Source organism: Pseudomonas sp. MD330_10 (assembly GCF_042610415.1).
GTDB classification, from domain to species: domain Bacteria; phylum Pseudomonadota; class Gammaproteobacteria; order Pseudomonadales; family Pseudomonadaceae; genus Aquipseudomonas; species Aquipseudomonas rhodesiae.
The window spans coordinates 204,244-229,495 of sequence record NZ_JBHGZU010000010.1 but is presented as its reverse complement, the minus strand read 5'-3'; the positions used below and the strand labels follow the sequence as shown (position 1 = coordinate 229,495).

The window sequence follows — 25,252 nt, the reverse complement described above, 5'->3', positions numbered from 1 at the left end:
CCCCGACGTAACGGTGGCGTAGCCGGCCCGGTGGAATGAAAAAGTGATGCGTTAGAAGGAGTACTTCCAAGGTTGCTTAGGCGATCATGACGTGATGGCAAGACAGGTAGGACCGGGATCGGGTAACTCTGCCCTGCTCACAGCGCTTCGAGCGCGTTGTGGTGATAAGAGCCCGATCAGCGAATTCCATCAGGGACAGAGGCACCGCCTCACTTAAAGTCCGGATGTATGGCTGCAACCTTATCCCGTCTGTGTTTTCACGAATTGAGTGCTTGGCATACTGGGGGCGTCCATGTATGAGCGGGCTTGCCCCGCGCTGGGCTGCGCAGCAGCCCTCTCCCACCCACCGCGTCCTTTCAGGTCAAACCCACCGCCAGGCTTTGGGGCCGCTGCGCAGCCCAGCGCAAGCAAGCTTGCTCACCACAGGGAAGCTCGGTGCCACCTATCTTTATGCTGACCACAGGGAATCGGGGCAAGACACACTCATTGCGGCGAGCCTGCTTTTTTTGGTAAGCAAACTGCGCGAAAGGCTTATCGGATGGACACCGCCGCTCGCGCGCTATGCAGTTTTTTATAACTGTCGATCAGGCGCAAATGCCGGTCCAGCCCTTCGAGCTTCATGCTGGTCGGGGTCAGGCCATGGAAGCGCACGCTGCCGTTGACCGAGCCGATCACGGCGTCCATGCGTTCGTCGCCGAACATGCGCCGGAAGTTAACTTCGTAGTCCGCCAGTTCCAGATCGTCGTCCAGTTCCATCTCCAGCACGGCGTTGAGCGCCTGGTAGAACAACCCGCGCTCGGCGGTGTTGTCGTTGTATTGCAGGAACATCTCCACGCACTCCTTGGCCTCTTCGTATTGGCGCAAGGCGAGGAAGATCAGCAGTTTCAGTTCCAGGATGGTCAGTTGGCCCCACGCGGTGTTGTCGTCGAACTCAATGCCGATCAGGGTAGTGATGTCGGTGTAATCGTCCAATTCGCTTTCGATCAAGCGCTCAACCAACGCCTCAAGCTCTGCGTCGTCCAAGCGGTGCAGGTTGAGAATGTCAGCGCGGAAAAACAGCGCTTTGTTGGTGTTGTCCCAGATCAGATCTTCCACCGGATAGATTTCCGAATAGTCCGGTACCAGAATACGACAGGCCGTGGCGCCGAGGTGTTCGTACACCGCCATATAGGACTCTTTGCCCATATTGTCGAGAATGCCGAACAGCGTCGCGGCCTCCTCGGCGTTGGAATTTTCACCCTGGCCGGAGAAGTCCCATTCGACAAACTCGTAATCCGACTGCGCACTGAAGAAGCGCCACGACACCACGCCGCTGGAGTCGATAAAGTGTTCGACGAAGTTGTTCGGTTCGGTCACCGCCTGGGCTTCGAAGGTCGGCTGCGGCAGGTCGTTCAGGCCTTCGAAACTGCGGCCTTGCAGCAGTTCGGTGAGGCTGCGCTCCAGCGCCACTTCCAGGCTCGGGTGTGCGCCGAACGAGGCGAACACGCCGCCGGTGCGTGGGTTCATCAGGGTCACGCACATCACCGGGAATTCACCCCCCAGAGACGCGTCCTTGACCAGCACCGGGAAACCCTGGGCCTCCAAACCTTGAATACCCGCCAGAATGTTCGGGTACTTGGCCAGCACCTCGGCAGGCACGTCCGGCAGGGCGAATTCGCCTTCGATGATTTCGCGCTTCACCGCCCGCTCGAAGATCTCCGACAGGCACTGCACCTGGGCTTCGGCCAAGGTATTGCCGGCGCTCATGCCATTACTGAGGTAGAGGTTTTCAATCAGGTTGGACGGGAAATACACCACCTCGTCATCGGAGCGACGCACGAACGGCAGCGATACGATGCCGCGCTCCTCGTTGCCGGAGTTGGTGTCGAACAGGTGCGAGCCACGCAGTTCGCCATCGCGGTTGTAGACCTTCAGGCAATAGGCGTCGAGAATTTCCGTCGGCAGTTCATCGTTCGGGCCGGGCTGGAACCAGCGCTCATTGGGGTAATGCACGAACGCCGCGTTGGCCAGCTCTTCGCCCCAGAACTGATCGTTATAGAAGAAGTTGCAGTTGAGCCGCTCGATGAACTCGCCCAGGGCCGACGCCAGAGCGCTCTCTTTGGTCGCGCCCTTGCCGTTGGTGAAGCACATCGGCGAGTGCGCATCGCGGATATGCAGCGACCACACGTTCGGCACGATATTGCGCCACGACGCGATTTCAATCTTCATGCCCAGGTCAGCCAGGATGCCGGACATGTTGGCGATGGTCTGTTCCAGCGGCAGGTCCTTACCGGCGATATAGGTACCGCCGTCGGACAACGCGCTGGGCATCAACAAGGCCTGGGCGTCGGCGTCGAGGTTGTCTACTTCTTCGATCACGAATTGCGGCCCGGCTTGCACCACTTTCTTCACGGTGCAGCGGTCGATGGAACGCAGGATGCCTTGACGGTCCTTATCGGAGATGTCCGCCGGCAACTCGACCTGAATCTTGAAAATCTGGTTGTAGCGGTTTTCCGGGTCGACGATGTTGTTCTGCGACAAGCGGATATTTTCGGTGGGGATATTGCGCGTCTGGCAGTACAGCTTCACGAAGTACGCCGCACACAGCGCCGACGACGCCAGGAAATAATCGAAGGGGCCCGGGGCCGAGCCATCGCCTTTGTAGCGAATGGGCTGGTCGGCAATCACCGTGAAGTCATCGAACTTGGCTTCAAGTCGGAGGTTGTCGAGAAAGTTGACCTTAATTTCCATACGGGCACACCAGAATAACGGGCTAAACAAAAATGGCCGCCATTATGGGGTTTTTCCTCGGGAAGTTTCAGGCTTTTGACCAGCGGCGGATCAATTGCCAAATGAATATTAACTTTTTGTGACTTGCCGCCGATGGAGTGGGCGCAACCAGGGAGTAGTCCGAATGCGCAACAATCAGCCCGTAACACAACGCGAGATTTCCCTCGCGCCGCAGCAGAAACTCATCTCCGCCACCGATGTGCAGGGCATGATCACTTACTGCAACGATGCCTTTGTCGAAATCAGCGGCTTTGAACGTGACGATCTGATCGGTGCGCCCCAGAACATCGTGCGTCACCCCGACGTACCGCCGGCCGTATTCGCGCACATGTGGAGCGCGCTCAAACAGGGCTTGCCCTGGATGGGCATCGTCAAGAACCGCTCGAAGAACGGCGACCATTATTGGGTCAACGCCTACGTCACACCGATATTCGACGGCAGCCGGGTGGTCGGTTTCGAGTCGGTGCGGGTCAAGCCCACTGCCGATGAAATCCGCCGCGCCCAGGCCCTCTATCAACGGATCAGCCAAGGCAAAACCGCTGTACCGCGCCAGGACGCCTGGCTGCCCCATCTATTGAGCTGCGTGCCCTATATGGCCAGCGGTATTGCCGGCAGCCTGGCCGGGTTGTTTCTCAGTGCGCCAGTGGCGGTCGCGGTCGCCGTGGCGGTGGCGGTGCCCATCGGCCTGCTTTGTTCGAGCGCGCGCCAAGGCAGCACCTTGCGCCTGCTGCAAGGGGTCGAGCCGTCCACCTCGGATGCGTTGATCGCGCAGATGTACAGCGACGCTCGCGGCCCGCAGGCACGTTTGGAAACCGCCTTCCAGAGCCAGAACGCGCGCCTGAAAACGTGCCTCACCCGCCTGCAGGACAGTGCCGAAAAACTCAGCGCCCTGGCCGCTCAATCCGACCAACTGGCTTCCGCCAGCTCCCGGGGCCTGGACCGTCAGCGCGTGGAGACCGAACAGGTCTCGGCCGCCGTCAACCAAATGGCCGCCACCACTCAGGAGGTCGCCAGCCATGTGCAACGCACCGCCGACGCCACCCAGCAAGCCAACGTATTGACCGGCCGTGGCCGCGACGTGGCGCGCGATACTCGCCAGGCCATTGAGCGTTTGTCGGCGGTGGTCGGCGAGACCGGCGTCACCGTGGCGCAACTGGCCCGCGACAGCGATGAAATCGGCAGCGTGGTCGATGTGATCAAAGGCATCGCCGACCAGACCAACCTGCTGGCCCTCAACGCCGCCATCGAAGCAGCCCGCGCCGGTGAACAGGGGCGCGGCTTTGCCGTAGTGGCCGACGAAGTCCGTCAGTTGGCCCAGCGCACTACGCAATCGACCACTCAGATCCATGGGCTGATCACGCAGTTGCAGGCGTCCTCCAACAACGCCGTGCAGAGCATGCAGAACGGCCAGCGCCAAGCCCAGGAAGGCGTGGCGTGGGTGCTGGAGGCCGACCAGGCGTTGGTAGGCATCAGTGAGGCGGTGTCCCATATCACCGACATGACCACCCAGATCGCCGCCGCCACCGAGGAGCAAAGCGCGGTGGCCGAAGAGATCAGCCGCAATATCACCACCATTGCCGAGCTGGCCGATCAGACCTCGGTGCAGGCCCGCCAATCGACAACCCTGAGCAAGGAGCTGACCGACACCGCGTCGACTCAGTACGCGTTGGTCGAGCGGTTCAATCGCTAGGCCAAACCTGTAGCGGTGCGCGGGGGTGCATCCATCGCAGCGTCAAGGCTGCCGGCGATACATCCCCGTCAGGTAGTCGGGGAAGTCCGGCTCCGCGTTGTGCTTGATCACAGCAAAATCCTTTACCAACTGAATGTGATACGGGCCGGTGCCTTTGGCGGCCAGAGGCGCGCGCACGATGATCAGATTGTCGGTTTCCATGGGCACACGTTGTTGCGTGGTGACAATGGGTTTGCCGGTGCCGGTGTCGTTGAGGGTCACGCTGAATTCAGCCACTTCCCGGCCTTGGGCGTCGCGCTGCGGCAGGATCTTCAGGTCGAGGTCACCGTCGCGACCCAGGTAGTCGTCGCGCATCTGATAGTGGCCGCTGCGTTGGTCGCGGGCCACGTCGCCGTACTTGGCGTACTCCGGCTCGCGGTCCACGGCGTGCAATTGCACCGTCAACTCAGATGCGCCCTTCTTGCCGCTGCTGACCCAGGTACCGCTGTAATCGAACGGTTCGACGCTAGCGCGGGTGATTTGCCAGGTGCCGGTCTGATGCCCATCCTCGGTCGATTCGTGCAGGTAAACGAAGGGTTTGTCCTCGTAGTCGCCCATAGACCCCACCAGTTTGATCGGCTTGCCATTGCCACTTTTGGTGTAGCGCACTTCGCCGATCAGTACCTCGCCTTGCTGCTGATACCAGAGCTGCACCGGGATCTTGCCGTTGAGGGTGCCGGCGAGCATCTGTGGGTCTTCGTTGACCGGCCCTTCCAACCGAGGGGTTTCGTGCCATTGGCCGTCCTTCCATTCGCCAGTGGTGCGCAGCACGTAGCCCTTGGGCATGCTGGTGTCGTCATCGTCGCTGGCCGGTACTTCCTGCTGCGTATACGCGCTGAGTCGTACCAGCTCGCCGTTGCGCATTTGCCAACGGCTGGCGCGAGTCCAGCAGCAGCCACGGTCGGTCTGCGAATGGATGATGCCGTCCTTGGGGGTGACCGAGAACATGCCGCCGGAGGTCTCGTTCGCCAGGTCCGTAAGGGGGCGGTTGAGCACCCAGCGCGGTTGCTGGGGGTCTCGCAGGTACACATCGTAGTTCGACTGAAAGCCTGCATCGGCGCCGTCGCCGTTGCGAATCGCCAGGTCCTGGCGGCCGTCCTGGTCGATATCGGCGAAATACACCACGCCGTTTTCGCCGACCAAGCGCCAGTCCAGGGTCTTGCCGTCGCCATCGAGCGGCACTCCGGCGGCGGGTGTGGAAAATTGCTGGAGGATCGCCAGGGAGGTTTTGTCGCGCAGCGTAATCAGCGCCGGCGCCAGTTGCTGCAAGTCCTGCGGCACATCCGGGAACAGCACTTCGACAAGAAACTGGCCGCTGGGGTCATTCAGCGAAAACGAGCGGGGTTCGGCCATGGCCGTGGCCGCGAACATCGTAGAGACAAGCACTGCGCTGACGAGCGAACGCATGTAAAGCATCCTTGCTGAAATCCGGGGGCCGCAGTGTAAAGGCAAACCGTGAACAAATCGCTGATGGCGCGCGGTGCGCTGCTATGTTGCGTGTTTCTGACGCGAAGGGGATGCCATGGAACCGTTAGCCGACAACAAGCCCCACACAGATAAAACTGTGGGAGGGTCTTGCCCCCGATGGCGGCGTGTCAGTTGGCTTATCCATTACTGAGCCAGCCTGATCGGGGGCAAGCCCCCTCCCACATTGGGCTCTGTGCTGTCTGGGCTCATTGCGTTTCAAAGGCTAGGTTTGCAGCAGTCCAGCTCCACCCCGACTCAAACCCGGCACAGATAAAACTGTGGGAGGGGGCTTGCCCCCGATGGCGGCGTGTCAGCTGGCTTATCCATTACTGAGCCAGCCTGATCGGGGGCAAGCCCCCTCCCACATTCGGCTCTGTGCTGTCTGGGCTCATTGCGTTTCAAAGGCTAGGTTTGCAGCAGTCCAGCTCCGCCCAGCACCAAGCCAGATGCAGATAAAAACTGTGGGAGGGGGCTTGCCCCCGATGGCGGCGTGTCAGCTGGCTTATCCATGACTGAGCCACCTTGATCGGGGGCAGGCCCCCTCCCACCTTGGGCTCTGTGTAGGTCAGGATTCAGCAAGACACTTGCACCTCCACCACCCCACCCTTCAACCGCGCCGGCCATACCCGCAGGCGTTGGTGCGGGGTTTCCAGGCACTGGCCGTCCTGCAAGCGGTAATGCTGTTTGTAGATCGGCGCGGCCACCACCAGCTCGCCCTTGATGTTGCCCACCAGGCCACGGCCGATCACGTTGGCGCCGGACTCCGGGTCGTGGTTGTCGATGGCGTAGAGCGTCTGCGCTTCGGCGTCAGGCAGGTAGAACAGCGCGACTTGCGCGCCATCAAGCCACACCACCACGCCGGAATTGCGGACCAGGTCGCGCTCATGGCAGACGTTTTTCCAAATGGCAAGTGTGCGTTGGGTATTGGACTGGCTCATCAGGCAAGCTCCTCGGTGACAGAAATCAGGTTGAGTTCGGCGGCCATGATCGGGCGGCGCTGGCCGCGTTCCTGGACGAAGTGGATGTCCGGGTCTGGGCGCTTGTCGTTGACGAAGGTGCGGAAGCGTTTGAGTTTTTCCGGGTCCTTGAGGGCGTTGGCCCATTCGCATTCATAGCGGTCGACCACCAGTTGCATCTGCGCTTCCAGCTCGGCGCCCAAACCCAGGCTGTCGTGCAGGATCACGTCCTTGAGGAAATCCAGCCCGCCTTCCAGGCTTTCGCGCCAGACCGAAGTGCGTTGCAGCTTGTCGGCGGTGCGGATGTAGAACATCAGGAAACGGTCGATGTAGCGGATCAGCGTGGCGTCGTCGAGGTCGGTGGCGAACAGTTCGGCATGGCGCGGGCGCATGCCGCCGTTGCCGGCGATGTAGAGGTTCCAGCCCTTCTCGGTGGCGATCACGCCCACGTCCTTGCTCTGGGCTTCGGCGCATTCGCGGGTGCAGCCGGACACCGCGAACTTGAGCTTGTGCGGCGAGCGCAGGCCCTTGTAGCGGTCCTCGATCAGCAGCGCCATTTTCACGCTGTCTTGCACGCCGTAACGGCACCAGGTGCTGCCGACGCAGGATTTGACCGTACGCGTGGACTTGCCATACGCATGCCCCGTCTCGAAACCGGCGGCGATCAACTCGCCCCAGATATCCGGCAGTTCGTGCAGTTGCGCGCCGAACAGGTCGATGCGCTGGCCACCGGTGATCTTGGTATAGAGGTTGTATTTCTTCGCCACCTCGCCGATCACGATCAGCTTCTCAGCAGTGATCTCGCCCCCCGGAATGCGTGGCACCACCGAGTAGGTGCCGTTCTTCTGCATATTGGCCATGAACGTGTCGTTGGTGTCCTGCAACGGCACCAGCGACGGGTCCATGATCGGCTGGTTCCAGCACGACGCCAGGATCGAGCCCACCGCCGGTTTGCAAACATCGCAGCCGGTGTGGCCACGGCCATACTTGGCCAGCAGTTCGTCGAACGTGATCACCCCTTCCACGCGCACCAGGGCGTACAACTCCTGGCGGGTATAGGCGAAGTGTTCGCACAGACTCTTGTCGACACTGACGCCACGGGCCACCAGCTCATGTTCGAACACCTGCTTAAGCAGCCCGGCGCAGCCACCGCAGCCGGTGCAGGCTTTGGTCTGCGCCTTGAGCACGCCGAGGTCGCCGCAGCCGCCATCGATGGCCGCACAGATCGCGCCTTTGGTGACGTTGTGGCACGAACACACCGTGGCCGATTCCGGCAACGCACCAGGGCCGAGGGTCGGTGCGCCGGCCGACGACGGCAGGATCAGGCTGGCGGGCTCGGCCGGCAAGGCGATGCCGTTCTGCAGATATTGCAGCAGGGTGTCGTAGTAGCTGTTGTCGCCGACCAACACCGCGCCGATCACCTGCTTGCCGGCCGCGTCCACCACCAGGCGGCGGTAGCTGGCGGTGGCCTCGTCGATAAACTGATAGCTGCGCGCGCCCGGTGTGTGGGCGTGAGCATCGCCGATGGAGCCCACATCCACGCCAAGCAACTTGAGCTTGGTGGACATATCCGCGCCTACAAACGGCTCGGCGCCCTGCCCGCACAGCAACGCCGCCACGCCACGGGCCATCTGGTAGCCGGGCGCAACCAGGCCGAACAGGCTGCCGTTCCACGAGGCACACTCGCCGATTGCATAGATATGCGGGTCGCAGCTCTGGCATTCGTCGTTGATCGCCACCCCGCCGCGCGGACCGATTTCCAGCCCGGCCTGGCGCGCCAGGGCGTCCTGGGCGCGGATACCGGCGGAAAACACGATAAGGTCGGTTTCCAGATATTCGTCGTTGGCGAAATTCATGCGATAGCGGTATTGCTCACCGGCGCTGATCGACTGCGTGGCACGGGACAAATGCACGCCGACGCCCAGCCGTTCGATCTGCGCCTTGAGCGCCAAACCGCCGAAGTCATCCAGTTGCACCGGCATCAGGCGCGGCGCGAATTCCACCACATGGGCTTCCAGGCCGAGGCTTTTAAGGGCGTTGGCCGCCTCCAGGCCGAGCAACCCACCGCCGACCACCACGCCGCGCCGCGCATTGGCAGCGGCGGCACGAATAGCGTCGAGGTCTTGCAGGGTGCGGTACACCAGGCGCGAGTCACCTTCGGCGCCTTCGATGGGCGGCACAAACGGGTACGAACCGGTGGCCAGCACCAGTTTGTCGTAGGTCACACGGCCCTGGGCGGTGACCACCTGGCGCTGGGTGCGGTCGATGTCCAGCACTTGCACGCCAAGGTGCAAGGTCACCCCCGGGGTCTGGTACAACGCCGCGTCGGATAACGCCAGCGACTCGGCATCGCGGCCGGTGAAGTACTCGGACAAATGCACGCGGTCATAGGCACGCATCGGCTCTTCGCTGAACACATGCAGTTGGTAGTGATCCAGCGCGCCGCGTTCGATCAACTGCTCCACGCAGTGATGACCGACCATGCCATTGCCGACGACGATCAGGGTTTGCAGCTGGTTCAAACTGGCGTTATTGGCGTTCATATAAGCACCCGACAAAGCTCATCACGGTTTGAAAAAAAGCAAAAAAAAACGCCTGAAACCTTACGGTTCCAGGCGTCTTTGCCTGTTCTTATACGGTTGGCATCGGACGACTTCGCCGATTCCACCGCTATTGCCCATGTTGTCGATCGTCGTTGACCGAAGGGGGTTGTCGGGGATCTTGCAGGCTCTGTGCCAACCTGTCGCGACCCCGTACTCACGGCATCTACACCAGTTCAACCCTTGCGATCACGCCTCCAACTGGTGCGCGGCGCGTCATAAAAGGGCACGGTACGCTTGCTCCCGCGCGTCGGCACAACCGCAGCAAGCGCCGTCGGCACCGTCAGTAAGGCCTGTGCAGGAACATGGCGCGCCGCTTGCTAGGTACAGCGCAACAGAGCAGTCAACGCTGATTGCCCATCCACGACAAAGGCGCCGTGTAATCCCCGTTTCCAACGGAGGGTTACGCGGCGCTTTTTTTTTGCCGGGCAGAAAAGGTTCGAGGGTTATCGATGGCAAACCAACACGTACGCAGTGTGTGCCCCTATTGTGGCGTGGGCTGCGGCATCGTCATGCAGGTCCAGGACAACACAGTGGTCAAGGTGATCGGCGACCCTGACCACCCCACCAACGCCGGGCGCCTGTGCACCAAGGGCACTACCTGCGGGCAAGCCATCGCCGAGTCCGGGCGCATGGAAAACGCTTACTTGCGCCAGGCCCGCGACCGTGACCCAGTACGCATCGCCATGGACGAGGCCATCGCCAAGACGGCCGGGCGCCTGCGCAACGTGCTGGAGCGACATGGCCCCGATGCCTTGGCGTTTTACGTCTCCGGGCAGATGTCACTGGAGGCCCAATACCTGGTCAACAAGTTGGCCAAGGGTTTTGTGGGCACCCGCCATATCGAATCCAATTCACGGCTGTGCATGGCCAGCGCCGGCAGCGGCTACAAACTGTCCCTGGGTTCCGACGGGCCGCCGGGCTCCTATGAAGACTTCGACCGCGCCGACCTGTTCTTCGTAATCGGCGCCAATATGGCCGACTGTCATCCCATCCTGTTCCTGCGCATGATGGACCGGGTCAAGGCCGGGGCGAAGTTGATCGTGGTCGACCCACGGCGCAGCGCCACCGCCGACAAGGCGCACCTGCACCTGCCGATCAACCCCGGCACCGACCTCGCATTGCTCAACGGCTTGCTGCACCTGCTGGTGAAAAACGGCCACACCGACCCGGCCTTTATCGCCACCTTCACCGAGGGTTGGGAGGCCATCCCCGCGTTCCTGGAGGACTATTCGCCGCAGCAGGTCGCCGCCATCACCGGCCTGGCCGAAGCCGACATTCGCCAGGCCGCCACCTGGATCGGCGAGGCCGCCGAGTGGATGAGTTGCTGGACCATGGGCCTCAACCAGAGCACCCATGGCACCTGGAACACCAACGCGCTGTGCAACTTGCACTTGGCCACCGGCGCCATCTGCCGCCCGGGCAGTGGGCCGTTTTCCCTGACCGGCCAACCCAATGCCATGGGCGGGCGCGAGATGGGTTATATGGGGCCGGGCCTGCCGGGGCAACGTTCGATGCTGGTAGACGCCGACCGCGCCTTTATCGAAGACCTGTGGCAGATCCCCGCCGACCGCCTGCCGCGTCAGGCCAGCGACGGCACCGTGGCGATGTTCGAGCAAATGGCCGCGGGGCAGATCAAAGCCTGCTGGATCATCTGCACCAACCCGGTGGCCAGCGTGCCGAACCGGCAAACCGTGATCGATGGGCTGCAGGCCGCCGACTTGGTGATTACCCAGGACGCGTACCTCGACACCGAAACCAACCGCTATGCCGACATCCTCTTGCCCGGCGCGCTGTGGGCCGAAGCCGAAGGGGTAATGATCAACTCCGAGCGCAACCTGACCCTGATGCAACCAGCCGTACAGCCGCCGGGCGACACCCTGGCCGACTGGCAGATCATTGCCCGCGTCGCCTGTGCAATGGGCTATGCCGAGGCGTTCACCTACGCCGACGCCAGTGAGGTGTTCGAAGAACTCAAACGTGCCTGCAACCCCGCCACCGGCTATGACCTGCGCGGCGCCAGCTATAAGCGTCTGCGCCAGACACCGCTGCAATGGCCGCTGGCATCGGCCGAGTCGGCGCCACGCAACCCGATCCGCTACCTCGCACACGGCACGCTGCGCTTCGCCACCGCCAGCGGCAAAGGTCAGTTCTTCGCGCGCCCGCACCTGCCACCTGCGGAGCTGCCCGACGATGTCTTCCCGTTCGTGCTCAACACCGGGCGCTTGCAGCACCAATGGCACACCCTGACCAAGACCGGCAAAGTCGCCACGCTGAACAAACTCAACCCCGGCCCCTTTGTCGAGATCCACCCCGATGACGCCGCGCGCCTGGGCCTTCAGACCAAGCAGCCAGTGCAAGTGCGTTCGCGGCGCGGCTACGCGGTATTGCCTGCGTTGATCAGCGACCGCGTGCAACTGGGCCAATGTTTCGCGCCCTTTCACTGGAACGACGTGTTTGGCGAACATTTGGCGATCAACGCGGTGACTTCGGATGCGGTCGACCCGATGTCGTTGCAGCCGGAATTCAAGTGCTGCGCCGTCACCCTGGAACGTGTCGAGCTGATCGACCATCAGTTCCTCGACTCGCCCACCCAGGCGACCACCGACCTTCCCCTTTGCGCAAAGGAACCCGCCATGTCGCGCATCGACGCCTTCGCCGAAATCGCTGGCCTGCGTAGCGTCATCCCGCCGCCACTGAGCGACAGCGAACGCACCTACCTCGCCGGCTTTGTCAGCGGCCTGCGCGCCGACAACGCACGCCACGCCGGTGGTGTGCCGGTACTACCGCCCACGGCGCCGTTGGCCGACGAGGCGCGGCTGTGGGTCGACGGTTTGCTCGGCGGGCTGTTCAGTCGCGCCTCGCCGGCCAGTGTCGGCACACTGCCCGCCTCCCCCGCCGTGACCTTGCTGTGGGCTTCCCAGACCGGCAATGCCGAAGCATTGGCCGAGCGCTGTGCCCAGCGCCTGCGTGAGGCTGGGATCAGCGTCGAGCTGAGCGCAATGGCGGATTTCCCGGCGAGCCGACTGGCAAGCACCCAGAACCTGGCATTGATCAGCAGCACCTTCGGCGACGGCGACCCACCGGACAATGGCGAAGGTTTCTGGCACAGCCTCAGCCGTGTCGAAACGCGCCTGGAGTCCCTGCGGTTTGCGGTGCTGGCCCTGGGCGATCCGAACTACGAGCAGTTCTGCAAGCACGGCAAACGCCTTGATCAACGCCTGCTGGAGCTGGGCGCCACCCGCCTGTTGGAGCGCGTCGATTGCGACACCGAATTCCAAGCGCACGCCGATGCCTGGCTGCTGCGCTTGCAGCACAGCCTCAACCCGGCCAAGGCACCGGTAGCCGCCACACCCGCCGGCAAGACCAAGCTGTACGGTTCGCGCCTACTACTCAACCGCCATCTCAACCCCCATAGCCGCCATAAAGAAACCCGCCAGTTCGCCCTGGACCTGGCCGACTCCGGGCTCAGCTATGAAGCCGGCGATGCCCTCGGCGTACGGCCGCGCAACTGCCCCGAACTGGTCCACGAACTGCTCGAATTGACCGGCCTGAAGGCGTCGGCCAGCGTCACTATCGACACCTTCGGCGAGGTCTCGCTGCAACAGGCGTTGACCCAGCACTTCGAAATCGCCCGGCCCAGCAGCGAGACCCTGGCGTTTATTGCCGAGCGCAGCGCCGATGGAGGGCTTGAGCAGTTATTGCGGCCCGAGCACAAGGCCGAATTGAACGACTGGCTGTGGGGTCGGCAACTGGCGGACGTGCTACACGCCTACCCCATTGAGTGCTCGGCGGACGATTTGCTGAGCACCCTGCGGCGTCTGCAACCGCGCCTCTACTCGATTGCGTCCAGCGCCAAGGCCCACCCCGGTGAAGTCCACCTGACCGTCGCAGCCGTGCGCTATGGCAAACGCAAAGGCGTATCCTCGACCTTTCTCGCCGATCGCGTCGGCGACGGTGAAGTGCCGGTGTTCGTGCAGCCGTCCAAACATTTCCGCCCCCCCAGCGACGGCGATGTGCCGATGATCATGATCGGCCCTGGCACCGGCGTGGCGCCGTTTCGCGCGTTTTTGCAGGAGCGCCGCGCCCTCGGGCACCCGGGGCGTAACTGGCTGTTCTTCGGCGAGCAGTACGCCGCCAGCGACTTTTATTACCAAGACGAGCTGCAAGGCATGCAGCGCGACGGCCTGCTCACCCACCTGAGCCTGGCGTTCTCCCGCGATCAGGCGCAAAAAATCTATGTGCAGGACCGCATCCGCGAGCAAGGCGCCGAGCTGTGGCGCTGGCTGCAGGACGGCGCCAAGGTGTACATCTGCGGGGACGCCAGCCACATGGCCAAGGATGTTGACCAGGCGCTACGCCAGATCGCGCAAACCCACGGCGGGCTGAGCCCGGAGCACGCCGTGAACTACTGGCGCCAACTGAGTGAGCAAAAACGCTATCTGCGTGATGTGTACTGATTGGATACAGAACAATCGTCGATTGTATTGTGTACAAAAAACCCTAAAGGTTTACCAAGAGCGCGCCGAAAAAGCAGTGATAGCAAATCGCCTCGCCTCGTTCAGGGGGCGTGGCGATTTGGCCGTCCTCCACGCTGATGGTCGTCTCGATGAAAATAAAAAATAAGCTTGTGCTGGCTTTTGTCTCGGTTGCGTTTATCCCAGTGAGCCTGGTGGCCGTCATCTCAGTGATGAACACCCGGACCCAGGCGGTGGATCAGTTCATCGACGGCAGTACCCGGGAAATCCGCCAGATCGATGGCAATATCCGCCAGTTCTTCGACGGCACACTGCAGAACGTCGATCAAATGGCCACGGATTCTGTATACACCTCGGTCAACACTCTAAAAAATTACCAACCCGCCGACGCGGCCGCTCAACCGCTGCCCGCCGAAGCGCAAACGGTGATCGAGCGCTTCGCCCGCTATGGCGCCACCCACCCGGCGGCGGCGATCCTGTCCATCGGCCTGGAAGACGGCACCTACGCCAAATGGCCGGACGATCCGCAACTGGCCAAATACGACCCGCGCGCACGCCCCTGGTACAAAGCGGCGATGGCCAGCCCCGGCAAGACCGTGCGCACGCCGGCCTATTACTACGATAAAGACGACGTGGCCCTGGTAGGCACCGCGCGCGCCATGCTCGACAGCGCTGGCAAACCCAAAGGGGTATTCGTAGTCAGCGTGTCGCTGAAGAACCTGACCGAACTGGTCAAGAGCATCAAGCTCGGCGACAGCGGTTACGTGATGCTGATCGAGGACGGCGTGGTGCTGGTCGACCCACGGGACGCCGCCCACAACTTCAAACCGCTGAAGGACTTGGGTACGGCCTACGCGCAATTGGCGCAAACCACGCAAGGCTCCACCGAAGTGGAGATCGACGGCGTGCGCTACATGGCCAACGTGTGGACCTCCCCCGGCCTGGGCTGGCGTTATATCGGCCTGATCGAAAAAAGCGAAGTGATGGCCGAGGCCACGCGCATGACCTACCTCACCGCCATCATCGTCGGCGTGCTGGTGTTGATTTTCGGCCTGATCGCCGCAGCGTTCTCCAAAGTGATCGTCAAGCCGATCGGCCAGGTCAGCACCGGCTTGCAGTCGATTGCCGAGGGCGAAGGCGACTTGCGCCATGAGCTGCGGGTACACGGCAAGGACGAAACCGCCGAACTGGCCGGCTGGTTCAACAAGTTTCTCGCGGCCATTCGCCAGTTGATCCAGCACATCGGCGCGGCCTCGGCCAATTTGCATAACGCTTCGAAGGTCAACAGCGAGGTGGCCCACAACATGAACGAGGCTGCCGGTCGCCAGCGCGAGGCGGTAGAACTGGTGTCCACTGCATTCAATGAAATGGTGGCCACCGCCAACGAAGTCGCCCGCTCCTGCAGCGGCGCAGCCGAATCCGCCGAGAATGGCCACCGCCGCGTGGCCGAGGGCAAACAACAGATCGAAGCGACCACCGACAACGTCAACCGCCTGGGCCGCCGCTTGAGCGAGTCGTCCCAGGCCATGGTCGAGCTGGAGGCCGGCAGCCGCAGCATCAACCAAATCCTCGGCACCATCCGCGCGATTGCCGAACAGACCAACCTGCTGGCACTCAACGCTGCCATCGAAGCGGCCCGTGCCGGCGACCAGGGCCGCGGCTTTGCCGTGGTGGCCGACGAAGTCCGCGCCCTGGCCAAGCGCACCTCCGACTCCACGGGCGAGATCGAGCACCTGCTCGGCACCCTGGAAACCAAAACCCAGGAAGTCACCCAGAAGATGGACAGCTGCATGGACCTGTCCAAGGCCAGCGTGTCGTCCATCGAAAACGCGCGGGACAGCTTCGAAGGCATCCAGACCTCGGTCAACGAAATCCGCGACCAGAACCTGCAAATCTCCGCCGCCGCCGAGGAACAACACAGCGTGGCTGAAGAGATCAACCGGCATATCCAGCAGATCTACGACGAAGCGCGTTTGGTGGAAAGCCTGGCCAATTCGGCCCAGGATGACTCAGGGCGCCTGTCGAAGCTGTCGGATGAGTTGAACGGATTGGTGGGGCGGTTTAAGTCCTGAGGAGGGTTTCGCGCTGGCGTGAAACTCGCCAGCCCAGAAATACCCAGCGCATGCAGGAGCAGGCGGTCTTCTGCCCTGCTCCGACCCTGCGTGCAAGAACGTGCGACGCTGAGCGCTCTCCAAGTAAGTGAAAGTATTTACTGGGTGACGTTTACTGCCCCGTCAACAGTATTTAGATCCATTCACCCTGCGTTTAGATTCAACAAAACCATCAGTTATTTCGAAAAAAGCTTACACCCTGTCAACTATGACAGTAGTTGCAACCTTATAGATTGAGTACTTTACAAGGGACGAAAAAAATCGTCTCACCACTTAAAAACTCATGTTAAAAGGATAATTGCCATGACACTCTCAGCCCCCGTATTCGACCCGCCAGGCTATAAAAGAGACTGCGTTTACGTCCAAGGAAAGGGCACTCCCAGAACTAACATCGCTATCTTTCAGGCCAATAGCGGCAACCAACTCGCCAATGTTTTTTGCGATGAAAACGGGCACTTTTCGGCCATACTAAACATCAATGCCATCCCCGGTTTCACGAGCGGCGAACTGACTATAACTGCTAGATCGGCACTCGCCAGTGACCAATCAAACTGGGGACCAAACCAAACCTTAATCGTCAGATAATAACATCAACCAAAACCACCTGAATGGCGACTATCGTAGCCCTGCCTATGTCGATACGGGCCTTAGTTGTAAATTGTAGAGCCTGATTGTTAGCTGCATCTTCAAGGCAGAGCGTTTTATAGCTGAACGTTTTTTCATCAATCATACGGAGCCTTCAGCTTTCGTAGCCGCCATTCAACTTTCTGCTGGACAAATAGTACTGACTGTTGCGCCTTGAGTGATCCGACGCAGGCCTTATTTACATTCATACGAGGAGACTCTGTTATCTTCAAGTGGCCTGGGATTGCCAATACTCGTAGAACGCCAACGATGCCCTCGGCACCATCCGCGCGATTGCCGAACAGACCAACCTGCTGGCACTCAACGCTGCCATCGAAGCGGCCCGTGCCGGCGACCAGGGCCGCGGCTTTGCCGTGGTAGCCGCCGAAGTCAGCGCCCTGGCCAAGCGCACCTGCGACTCCACGGGCGAGATTGAGCACCTGCTCGGCGCCCTGGAAACCAAAACCCAGGAAGTCACCCAGAAGATGGACAGCTGCATGGACCTGTCCAAGGCCAGCGTGTCGTCCATCAAAACGCGCGGGACAGCTTCGAAGGCATCCAGACCTCGGCCAACGAAATCCGCGATCAGAACCTGCAAATCTCCGCCGCCGCCGAGGAACAACAAAGCGTGGCTGAAGAGATCAACCGGCATATCCAGCAGATCTACGACGAAGCGCGCTTAGTGGAAAGCCTGGCCAACTCGGCCCAGGATGGCTCAGGGCGCCTGTCGAAGCTGTCGGATGAGTTGAATGGATTGGTGGGGCGGTTTAAGTCCGGAGGGTTTCGCGCTGGTGTGAAACCAACCACTCCACAAATACCTGCAACCGCGCGCAGAACTGATCGCCCGCGGCGCCAGGGTTGCGCGCTTCAAACAGAAAGAACGCTACCTGGGTGACCATCGCCGGGTGGCTCTGGAGGAACATCGCCACATGCTCTTCCAGTGTTTGTGGCCACATCGTTGCCGCTTCCGAGCGCAATATCTGCGTCGCCCTGATCAGTTTGCGCGACGCTTCACGCTGCAAGCGCAGCCGATCCGCCTCGATAACCGTTTGCCCGATAGCGCAGATATAGGTGTTCAATACCGAATAGACGTCACCATTTAACGCCAGCGCGATTTCTCGGCATGGGCGAAACCGCTCGAAATGGACGCAGAGGTCATTGCCCCAAATACAACGACACTGATGCTTGAGCCAGAACCCCCAAAGGTTGCGGTTTTCAACCGCCATTACCTGCGCACGCTCGCCGATATCGAAGTCGACTTTGGTGACGTGCGGGTGACGCCGTTCAAGTTCACGGCGAACGCGTTCCAATTGCTCTGCTACCTGCGGGGTCTGCGGCTCGCGCAGCACCAGTGTAAGGTCCAGGTCGGAATGGCCGGGCGTCGCGTCACCCCGTGCGACGCTGCCGTAAACATACAAGCCATCGAGCCCCAACGTTTGCTGGGACAGCAGTGAGCAGGCATCCGCCAGCACCGACTGATATTCAGGCTGCACGGGCGCCTGCGCAACGGAGCGGATAAAGCCCTCGGCGTCCAGGCCTTGTGATACTGCAACGCTCACGGCCGATGCACCTCAATCACCAGCCCCTCGACCTCGCTCGGCACACAGAAGTGCCGGGTGATCAGGTCAAACTCGGCGTCCGTGGCGGCAAAGTCGTGTTCGCCGCCGGCATTGCGCGCATGCAGGCGGGCGCGGCAGGTAGCGTCGTCCAGTTCCAGGTAATGCAGGCAGTGCGGCACTTGGGCGCTGTGGGCCAGGCTCAACAGCCATTCGCGATTGGCCAGGGTGTTGGCCGGAAAATCCAGCACCACATTGACGCCGGACTTGAGCAGGTCGATTACCAGTGGCCCCACCACCCCACGCATGCGTTGCGCACAGCGCAGGTAGTCAGCGATGGACAACACCTCACCGGGGTACAGTTGCGCCAGCCACGTGTCTTCGCTGAGTAGGATCGCACGGTGTTCAGCCACCAGGCGCCTGGCCAGTGTGGACTTGCCGGAGGCGATCTTGCCGCACAACAGGTGCAGAGTGGGCATGGGAGCAAACTCCTTTTTCTTCACGTGGCCTGGGATTGCCAGTACTCGTAGAACGCCAACGATGCCACGTTCTTATCCTTGGCCTCCAGCATGATGTCGAAGCGATCCAGAAACTGCAGGGCGTAGTCGTTGGTCCAGCGGTTCCACATCTGTTCGCTATGGGCGTACAGGTCGCGCTTGGACACCACCTGCAACAGCGCATCCATCTCCGGCTTGCGTTCGGCGTCGAAACCCAGGTCTTGCAGACGCTCCTGAGGCTGGGAGTAGTGCATGGTCGGGCGCACGCCGCGCCAGCTGTCGATCACTCGGGCGACCCGTGGGGAATCGGGGTCGATATAGGTCTGCTCATGAATCCAGCAATGGTGGATATCGAGTACCACCGGGGCCAGATCGGCAACTTGCAGGCAGTGGTCCAGGCCGTAGGTCTTTTCATCGTTTTCGAAGGTAATGCAGTGACGCGCCACCTCCGACAGCCGCGCCCACACCGCGCGGGTACCCTCCACGCCCAGGCGGCCGGCGATATGCACGTTGCATTTGAGATCCTGGAAGCGCCGGCCATAGCCCATCATGCGGATCATATCGGCGTGGTACTCGAACTCGGCCACGCTGTTTTCCACCACATTGGGGTTTTCCGAGCCGAGCACGCAGTACTGGCCGGGATGAAACGACAGGCGAATGTCCGAGGCCCGCGCCAACTCGCCGATGGCGGCGAAGCCTTCGATCAGTTGCTGTTGGATGGCCGGGTCGTGGTAGACGGCCGCCACTTTGGGGTGGCTGTAAAACGGCAGCAGATCGCTGCTCAGGCGCAACATGCGCAGGGTCGGCGGCAGCGTGGCGACGTACGCCAACAGCTGCAATTGCGCCGCCAGGTTGTGGGTGACCACCTCCACCAATTTGTCCCGGGCGACGCTGGGGTCGACGCTGTCCATCCAGCGCAACGTAGTGGTGCGCGGGTTGAATGGGCCTTCGATAAGTTTCAGGGCGCCGGTCGAGAGCTGGCGGTCGGGGTGCTTGTATTGGCAGGCAAAGCCGATGCGAGGGTGGGTCATGGAAAGGCCTGGACTGAGTGAGGGCGAGATCATAAGGGCTTGGGCCGAGGAACACGCAACGCGGTTCATAATATTTCGACACGTATACTCGGCATAACATCTATGAACTTTCCTACAAATGACGTGCTCCTTTCCTATGCGAAGTCATCGCATCCCTGAGCCCAGGGCGCCGAACAAGTAAGGAGCCGCTTACCCCATGACTACCCTCCCCACCTACCACGATAGTCGGCCAGGTCCGTTGCACGCGACCTTGCTGGCCGGCGGCGTGCCGCTATTTTTGGGCGCGTTGCTCAGTGACATTGCCTACGCCCAGACCTTTCAGATTCAGTGGGCCAACTTCGCGTCCTGGCTGATTGCCGGTGCGCTGGTCTTCTGTGGCTTGGCGTTGCTGTTCGCACTGGTCAACCTGCTGCGCGCGCCCCACAAAGCCGGGCGGCCCGTCGTTTATGTGTTGCTGCTGTTGGTCACTTGGGTGCTGGGGTTGATCGATGCGTTCCAGCACGCCAAGGACGCTTACGCCATGATGCCCGCCGGCCTGGTGCTGTCGGCCATTGTGACGGTGCTGGCGATCCTCGCCACCTGGACCGGCCTGCGCACCGGAGGTGCCCGATGAAAACCTGCTTCCCATTGACCGTGCTCAGCGCCGCCCTGCTGCTGAGCGCTTGCGGCGCCGAAGGCGACAAAACCCAGGCCCGCGGCCCCGACCCCAAACTGCCGGAACAACAGAGCAGCCTGCTGCCGAGCATGAAAATCGCCGAGCCAACCCCATGGGGCGAGCAGAAACCCACCGTGCCGGAGGGTTTCAGCATCACGGCGATCGCTACTGACCTTGCCATCCCACGCCAGCCCCTGGTACTGCCCAACGGCGATATCCTTGTCGCAGAAGGCCGTGGCGGCAGCGCGGCCAAGCTCAAGCCCAAGGACGTGATCGCCAGCGTGATCAAGGCCCAGGGCAACACCCAGGTCAAGAGCGGCAACCGCCTGACGCTGCTGCGCGACGCCGACGGCGATGGCACTTATGAACTCAAGACCGTGTTCGCCGACAACCTCAACGCGCCCTACGGCCTGGCCTTCGCCGACGGCAAACTGTACGTGGCCAACCAGGATGCGCTGGTGCGGTTCGACTACAGCGATGGCCAGACCAAGGCCAGCGGCGCGCCGGTCAAAGTCACCGACCTGCCGGCGCAGATCAACCACCACTGGACCAAATCCCTGGCCGTGAGCGCCGACGGTCGTCAGTTGTATGTGGGGATCGGTTCCAACAGCAACATCACCGAGCGGGGCATGGAAGTGGAGATCGACCGTGCCATGGTCTGGCAGATCGATGCCCAGACCGGCGCGCATAAACCCTACGCCACCGGTTTGCGCAACCCCACCGCGTTGACGATCCAACCGGATTCCGGGCAATTGTGGACAGTCGTCAACGAACGCGACGAACTCGGCCCCGACTTGGTGCCGGATTACCTCACCTCCGTGCGTGAAGGCGCGTTCTACGGCTGGCCCTACAGCTACTGGGGCCAGAACGTCGACCCACGGGCGCAACCGCAGAACCCGGCGAAGGTCGCGGCGGCGATCAAACCCGACTACAGCCTGGGTTCCCATGTGGCCGCCCTGGGCGTGGACTTTTCCATCCCGGCCATGGGCGAACGCTTTGCCGACGGTGTGTTCGTCGGCGAGCACGGCAGTTGGAACCGCGATCAACCGGTGGGCTACAAGGTGATCTTCGTGCCGTTCAAGGACGGTAAACCGGCGGGCGAGACCGTGGACTTCGCCACCGGTTTTCGCGGTGAAGATGGCAAAACCCGAGGGCGTCCGGTGGGGGTGACGGTGGATCCGAAAGGCGCATTGATCATCGCCGATGACTTGGCCAACACTGTGTGGCGGGTAACGCGCAACCGTTGATCGCGCACTGCCGGAGCGGTCCGACCGCTCCGGCAGGTTCACTTACAGGTCAGTGATTTCCTTGTGGCGCGGCACCAGCGCTTTCATCACGCTCCACGCGGTGAGGTAAGCCAGGGCGCAGATCGCGAACATGATCATGTAGCCGGTGTGGATGTCATTGATGGACTTGTAATAGTCGAACACCCAGCCGCCGATCTTGGTCATCACCACCCCACCCAGCCCACCGGCCATGCCGCCGATACCGACCACGGAGGCGACGGTCTTTTGCGGGAACATGTCGGAAACCGTGGTGAAGATATTGCACGACCATGCCTGGTGCGCCGAGGCGCCCACACCGATCAACAGCACCGGCACCCAGAAGCTGATGTAGCCCAACGGCTGCGCCAGCAACACCACCAGCGGGAACAGTGCAATCACCAGCATGGCCTTCATGCGGCCGTCATAAGGCGCGTCGCCACGGGCCATAAAGTAGCTGGGGAACCAGCCGCCGCCGATGCTGCCGACCATGGTCATGCTGTACAGCACGGCCAGGGGCATCACGATATCGGCGCCTTTCATGCCGTATTGCGCCGCCAGGTAGGTGGGCAGCCAGAACAGGAAGAACCACCACACGCCGTCGGTCATAAACTTGCCGAAGGCAAAGGCCCAGGTCTGGCGGTAGGTGAGCAACCTGAACCACGAGACTTTTTTGCCAGTGGCCGGTGCAGTGGCGAACGGCTGCACGGTCTGGTCGCTACGGATGTAAGCCAACTCCTCGGCCGAAAGGCGCTTCTGATCCTCAGGCTTTTTATACAGCCCGACCCAGACCGCCACCCACACGAAACCGAGCATACCGATCACCATGAATGCCGCTTCCCAGCCCCACAAACCGGCGATCAGCGGCACGCAGATCGGCGCCAGGATCGCACCGACGTTGGCACCGGAGTTGAAGATACCAGTGGCTAGGGAGCGTTCTTTCTTGGGGAAGTATTCGGCAGTGGCTTTGATCGCAATCGGGAAATTACCCGCCTCGCCAATGGCCAGTACCGCGCGGGACAGCATAAAACCGGCGATCGACACCGGGATCACTGCCAGGCCGATAGCACCGCTGATAGCGGCGATGCCCTCGCCCATCGGCACGGAAAACGCATGCATGATCGCGCCGGTGGACCAGATGCCGATGGCAATCACGTAAGCGGCCTTTGTGCCGATCTTATCGACGAAGCGCCCGGCGAAGAGCATCGAAATCGCGTACACGAACTGGAACACGGCGGCGATGTTGGCGTAATCGGTATTGCTCCAGCCGAACTGCGTCGACAACTGCGGGGCCAGCAGGCTCAGCACCTGGCGATCGAGGTAGTTGACGGTGGTGGCGAAAAACAGCATCGCGCAGATGGTCCAACGATAGTTGCCGACGGCCTGGCCGACACGATGGGCGTTGATGGGCTCGCTTAGATTCATGGCATCACTTTTTATTTTTGTTAGATAGGACATATGTAACGTCATATGTCGTCGTACAACTGCGACTTTTATATCGGGCCGTGTGGATGCTGTCAACGTGGTTTTGCAGGTAGATAAGTCAGCCTCGCGCAAGCAAAGTCATATGATGACAAGGCTGATAATCACCGTTTCAACCTGTTTAGGCGATTCTCAGGGTTGCGGACGCCTTGGGCATCGCCAGCGGGAGAAACGCGGTGTGCTGTCGAGGGTCTGCTGCGCAGCCCAGTGCAGGGCAAGCCTGCTCACCACAAATGAGTGTGGCGTGTATATGACCCCTGCTGCATAGCGCCGCGGGGTTCAACAGGGTCGCCGAAGATCGCGAATAATCCCTGCACACTGTTACGGCCTGACTCGCAGCGGGGCATTCGGTGCCTACTGCTGAGGGGTAAGGCCGCCGACCTCATCCATAAAAAAACCCAAATAGCGGTGAATTATTTCGCATGCACTTGTATCTGAAGTGACAGAGCGGTGCTGTCGCAGTGATAGCACCTCCCCTGTTCTGTTTTAGAGTGATCCGCATGAAATCACGTAAGAAAAGCGTCAATCCCATCGGATTGAATGACATCACCATTGTCGATGACACCAAGATGCGCAAGGCGATCACCGCCGCTGCACTGGGTAACGCCATGGAATGGTTCGACTTTGGCGTCTACGGGTTTGTCGCCTATGTGCTGGGCAAGGTGTTTTTCCCGGACGCTTCGCCCAGTGTGCAAATGATTGCCGCACTGGCTACCTTCTCGGTGCCGTTCCTGATCCGTCCTTTGGGTGGCCTGTTCTTCGGCGCCCTGGGGGACAAATACGGACGACAGAAGGTGCTGGCGGCGACCATCGTGATCATGTCGCTGAGTACCTTCGCCATCGGTCTGATCCCCGGCTACGCCACCATTGGTATCTGGGCGCCGATCCTGTTGCTGCTGTGCAAAATGGCCCAAGGTTTCTCGGTAGGCGGTGAATACACCGGCGCGTCGATCTTTGTTGCCGAGTATGCCCCGGATCGCAAGCGCGGCTTTCTCGGCAGTTGGCTGGACTTCGGTTCCATCGCCGGTTTCGTGCTCGGCGCGGGTGTGGTGGTGCTGATTTCCAGCATCCTCGGCGAAGAACAGTTTGAATCCTGGGGCTGGCGCCTGCCGTTCTTCCTCGCCCTGCCCCTGGGCATCATCGGCCTTTACCTGCGCCACGCGCTGGAAGAAACCCCGGCGTTCCAGCAACACATGGACACCCTCGAACAAGGCGACCGCGAAGGTCTGTCCCACGGCCCGAAAGTGTCGTTCAAGGAAGTCGCCACCAAGCATTGGCGCAGCCTGTTGACCTGCATCGGCATTGTGGCGGCCACCAACGTGACGTACTACATGCTGCTCACCTACATGCCGAGCTACCTGTCCCACAACCTGCACTACAAAGAAAACAGCGGTGTATTGATCATCATCGCAATCATGGTCGGCATGCTGTTCGTGCAACCGTTCATCGGTTTTGTCAGTGACAAAATCGGCCGCAAGCCGTTCATCATTGCCGGCAGCGTAGGTTTGCTGTTGCTGGCCATTCCAGCCTTTATGCTGATCACCAGCGGCAAGATCGGGCTGATCTTCGCCGGCCTGCTGATCCTGGCCGTTGTGCTGAACTTCTTTATCGGCGTGATGGCGTCGACATTGCCGGCGATGTTCCCTACGCACCTGCGCTATAGCGCTCTAGCCAGCGCCTTTAACGTCTCGGTGCTGATCGCCGGCTTGACCCCGACCGCCGTCGCCTGGCTGGTGGAAACCACCAATGACCTGTACATGCCCGCCTACTACTTGATGGCGTTTGCAGTGGTCGGTCTGATCACCGGGGTGACCATGAAAGAGACCGCTAACCGCCCCCTGCGCGGCGCGGCACCGGCGGCCTCGGACATGGAAGAAGCCAAGGAGCTGCTGCAAGAACACCATGACAATATCGAGCAGAAGATCGAAGATATCGACGCCGAGATCGCCGAACTAGAAGCCAAGCGCGAAAACCTGGTGCAACAGCATCCTCGTATCAACTAAGACCTGTCCGCGCGCGGTGGCCCCAGCCACCG

15 protein-coding genes and 2 pseudogenes are annotated in these 25,252 nt (G+C 61.3%); 8 read left to right on the top strand and 9 right to left on the bottom strand.

The genetic code is table 11. The features are described from left to right. Window positions 1-531: 531 nt before the first annotated feature. On the bottom strand, window positions 532-2,730 hold the full coding sequence (locus ACFZPT_RS17730; protein ID WP_034098122.1) for an OsmC domain/YcaO domain-containing protein: 2,199 nt from the start codon (window positions 2,728-2,730) through the stop codon (window positions 532-534). 163 nt (window positions 2,731-2,893) lie between these two features. Between ACFZPT_RS17730 and ACFZPT_RS17725 the strand changes: the two genes are divergently transcribed. Beyond that, window positions 2,894-4,459, top strand: a complete 1,566-nt coding sequence (locus ACFZPT_RS17725) for a PAS domain-containing methyl-accepting chemotaxis protein (protein ID WP_034098124.1) — start codon at window positions 2,894-2,896, stop codon at window positions 4,457-4,459. A 42-nt stretch (window positions 4,460-4,501) separates the two neighbouring features. Here ACFZPT_RS17725 and ACFZPT_RS17720 read toward each other — a convergent pair whose 3' ends face one another. The 3 genes from ACFZPT_RS17720 to nirB form a co-directional block, all read right to left on the bottom strand. After that, window positions 4,502-5,905 carry an XAC2610-related protein gene (locus ACFZPT_RS17720; protein WP_034113862.1) on the bottom strand — a complete coding sequence of 468 codons (1,404 nt, stop codon included), beginning with the start codon at window positions 5,903-5,905 and terminating at the stop codon, window positions 4,502-4,504. A 632-nt stretch (window positions 5,906-6,537) separates the two neighbouring features. Next, window positions 6,538-6,903 carry a nitrite reductase small subunit NirD gene (gene nirD / locus ACFZPT_RS17715; protein WP_034113864.1) on the bottom strand — a complete coding sequence of 122 codons (366 nt, stop codon included), beginning with the start codon at window positions 6,901-6,903 and terminating at the stop codon, window positions 6,538-6,540. Continuing rightward, window positions 6,903-9,464 (bottom strand): nitrite reductase large subunit NirB, encoded by a 2,562-nt coding sequence (gene nirB, locus ACFZPT_RS17710; RefSeq protein WP_034113866.1) that lies wholly within the window; start codon window positions 9,462-9,464, stop codon window positions 6,903-6,905. Before nirB ends, nirD begins: the two co-directional genes overlap by 1 nt. 509 nt (window positions 9,465-9,973) lie before the next feature. On the opposite strand from nirB, the gene ACFZPT_RS17705 reads away from it, so the two are divergent. The 3 genes and pseudogenes from ACFZPT_RS17705 to ACFZPT_RS17695 all read left to right on the top strand — a co-directional run bounded on the left by ACFZPT_RS17705 (window position 9,974) and on the right by ACFZPT_RS17695 (window position 16,071). Further along, window positions 9,974-13,981: a bifunctional nitrate reductase/sulfite reductase flavoprotein subunit alpha gene (locus tag ACFZPT_RS17705; RefSeq protein WP_034113868.1), complete on the top strand. Its 4,008-nt coding sequence runs from the start codon at window positions 9,974-9,976 to the stop codon at window positions 13,979-13,981. Window positions 13,982-14,118: 137 nt separating this feature from the next. Next, window positions 14,119-15,216 (top strand): annotated as a pseudogene (locus ACFZPT_RS17700) (cache domain-containing protein); the annotation flags it as partial. Between the two features lie 87 nt (window positions 15,217-15,303). Then, entirely contained in the window at window positions 15,304-16,071 is a 768-nt protein-coding gene (locus ACFZPT_RS17695) for a methyl-accepting chemotaxis protein (RefSeq protein WP_371263998.1), read from the top strand. A 616-nt stretch (window positions 16,072-16,687) separates the two neighbouring features. Here ACFZPT_RS17695 and ACFZPT_RS17690 read toward each other — a convergent pair. Continuing rightward, window positions 16,688-16,840 (bottom strand): hypothetical protein, encoded by a 153-nt coding sequence (locus ACFZPT_RS17690; protein WP_158231122.1) that lies wholly within the window; start codon window positions 16,838-16,840, stop codon window positions 16,688-16,690. Window positions 16,841-17,018: 178 nt separating this feature from the next. Between ACFZPT_RS17690 and ACFZPT_RS17685 the strand changes: the two are divergent. Further along, window positions 17,019-17,506: pseudogene (locus tag ACFZPT_RS17685) on the top strand (methyl-accepting chemotaxis protein); the annotation flags it as partial. On the opposite strand, the gene ACFZPT_RS17680 reads toward ACFZPT_RS17685, so the two are convergent. The 3 genes from ACFZPT_RS17680 to ACFZPT_RS17670 are packed head-to-tail and all read right to left on the bottom strand — an operon-like array spanning window position 17,502 to window position 19,818. Next, window positions 17,502-18,293: a nucleotidyltransferase domain-containing protein gene (locus ACFZPT_RS17680; protein WP_034113870.1), complete on the bottom strand. Its 792-nt coding sequence runs from the start codon at window positions 18,291-18,293 to the stop codon at window positions 17,502-17,504. The pseudogene ACFZPT_RS17685 and the gene ACFZPT_RS17680 overlap by 5 nt on opposite strands. Further along, entirely contained in the window at window positions 18,290-18,769 is a 480-nt protein-coding gene (locus ACFZPT_RS17675; protein ID WP_034113872.1) for an ATP-binding protein, read from the bottom strand. The genes ACFZPT_RS17680 and ACFZPT_RS17675 overlap by 4 nt, the downstream gene beginning before the upstream one ends. 20 nt (window positions 18,770-18,789) lie before the next feature. Next, on the bottom strand, window positions 18,790-19,818 hold the full coding sequence (locus ACFZPT_RS17670) for a UV damage endonuclease UvsE (protein WP_034113873.1): 1,029 nt from the start codon (window positions 19,816-19,818) through the stop codon (window positions 18,790-18,792). 196 nt (window positions 19,819-20,014) lie between these two features. On the opposite strand from ACFZPT_RS17670, the gene ACFZPT_RS17665 reads away from it, so the two are divergent. Continuing rightward, window positions 20,015-20,431, top strand: coding sequence for a DUF2231 domain-containing protein (locus ACFZPT_RS17665; RefSeq protein WP_034113874.1), 417 nt, complete (start codon window positions 20,015-20,017; stop codon window positions 20,429-20,431). Beyond that, a complete protein-coding gene (locus tag ACFZPT_RS17660; protein WP_034113875.1) occupies window positions 20,428-21,720 on the top strand; it encodes a sorbosone dehydrogenase family protein in 1,293 nt (430 codons plus the stop codon). The genes ACFZPT_RS17665 and ACFZPT_RS17660 overlap by 4 nt, the downstream gene beginning before the upstream one ends. Window positions 21,721-21,762: 42 nt before the next feature. On the opposite strand, the gene ACFZPT_RS17655 is transcribed toward ACFZPT_RS17660, so the two are convergent. Further along, complete coding sequence (locus tag ACFZPT_RS17655; protein ID WP_034098152.1) at window positions 21,763-23,160, bottom strand: MFS transporter; 1,398 nt, start codon at window positions 23,158-23,160, stop codon at window positions 21,763-21,765. A 557-nt stretch (window positions 23,161-23,717) separates the two neighbouring features. On the opposite strand from ACFZPT_RS17655, the gene proP reads away from it, so the two are divergent. Continuing rightward, complete coding sequence (gene proP, locus ACFZPT_RS17650) at window positions 23,718-25,220, top strand: glycine betaine/L-proline transporter ProP (RefSeq protein ID WP_034098154.1); 1,503 nt, start codon at window positions 23,718-23,720, stop codon at window positions 25,218-25,220. Window positions 25,221-25,252: the final 32 nt, after the last annotated feature.

Bases quoted from the DNA above. Each gene is read 5' to 3' on its own strand.
- ACFZPT_RS17730 (WP_034098122.1), bottom strand. From the start codon at position 2,730: ATGGAAATTAAGGTCAACTTTCTCGACAACCTCCGACTTGAAGCCAAG.
- ACFZPT_RS17725 (WP_034098124.1), top strand. From the start codon at position 2,894: ATGCGCAACAATCAGCCCGTAACACAACGCGAGATTTCCCTCGCGCCG.
- ACFZPT_RS17720 (WP_034113862.1), bottom strand. From the start codon at position 5,905: ATGCGTTCGCTCGTCAGCGCAGTGCTTGTCTCTACGATGTTCGCGGCC.
- nirD (WP_034113864.1), bottom strand. From the start codon at position 6,903: ATGAGCCAGTCCAATACCCAACGCACACTTGCCATTTGGAAAAACGTC.
- nirB (WP_034113866.1), bottom strand. From the start codon at position 9,464: ATGAACGCCAATAACGCCAGTTTGAACCAGCTGCAAACCCTGATCGTC.
- ACFZPT_RS17705 (WP_034113868.1), top strand. From the start codon at position 9,974: ATGGCAAACCAACACGTACGCAGTGTGTGCCCCTATTGTGGCGTGGGC.
- ACFZPT_RS17695 (WP_371263998.1), top strand. From the start codon at position 15,304: ATGAACGAGGCTGCCGGTCGCCAGCGCGAGGCGGTAGAACTGGTGTCC.
- ACFZPT_RS17690 (WP_158231122.1), bottom strand. From the start codon at position 16,840: ATGATTGATGAAAAAACGTTCAGCTATAAAACGCTCTGCCTTGAAGAT.
- ACFZPT_RS17675 (WP_034113872.1), bottom strand. From the start codon at position 18,769: ATGCCCACTCTGCACCTGTTGTGCGGCAAGATCGCCTCCGGCAAGTCC.
- ACFZPT_RS17670 (WP_034113873.1), bottom strand. From the start codon at position 19,818: ATGACCCACCCTCGCATCGGCTTTGCCTGCCAATACAAGCACCCCGAC.
- ACFZPT_RS17665 (WP_034113874.1), top strand. From the start codon at position 20,015: ATGACTACCCTCCCCACCTACCACGATAGTCGGCCAGGTCCGTTGCAC.
- ACFZPT_RS17660 (WP_034113875.1), top strand. From the start codon at position 20,428: ATGAAAACCTGCTTCCCATTGACCGTGCTCAGCGCCGCCCTGCTGCTG.
- ACFZPT_RS17655 (WP_034098152.1), bottom strand. From the start codon at position 23,160: ATGAATCTAAGCGAGCCCATCAACGCCCATCGTGTCGGCCAGGCCGTC.
- proP (WP_034098154.1), top strand. From the start codon at position 23,718: ATGAAATCACGTAAGAAAAGCGTCAATCCCATCGGATTGAATGACATC.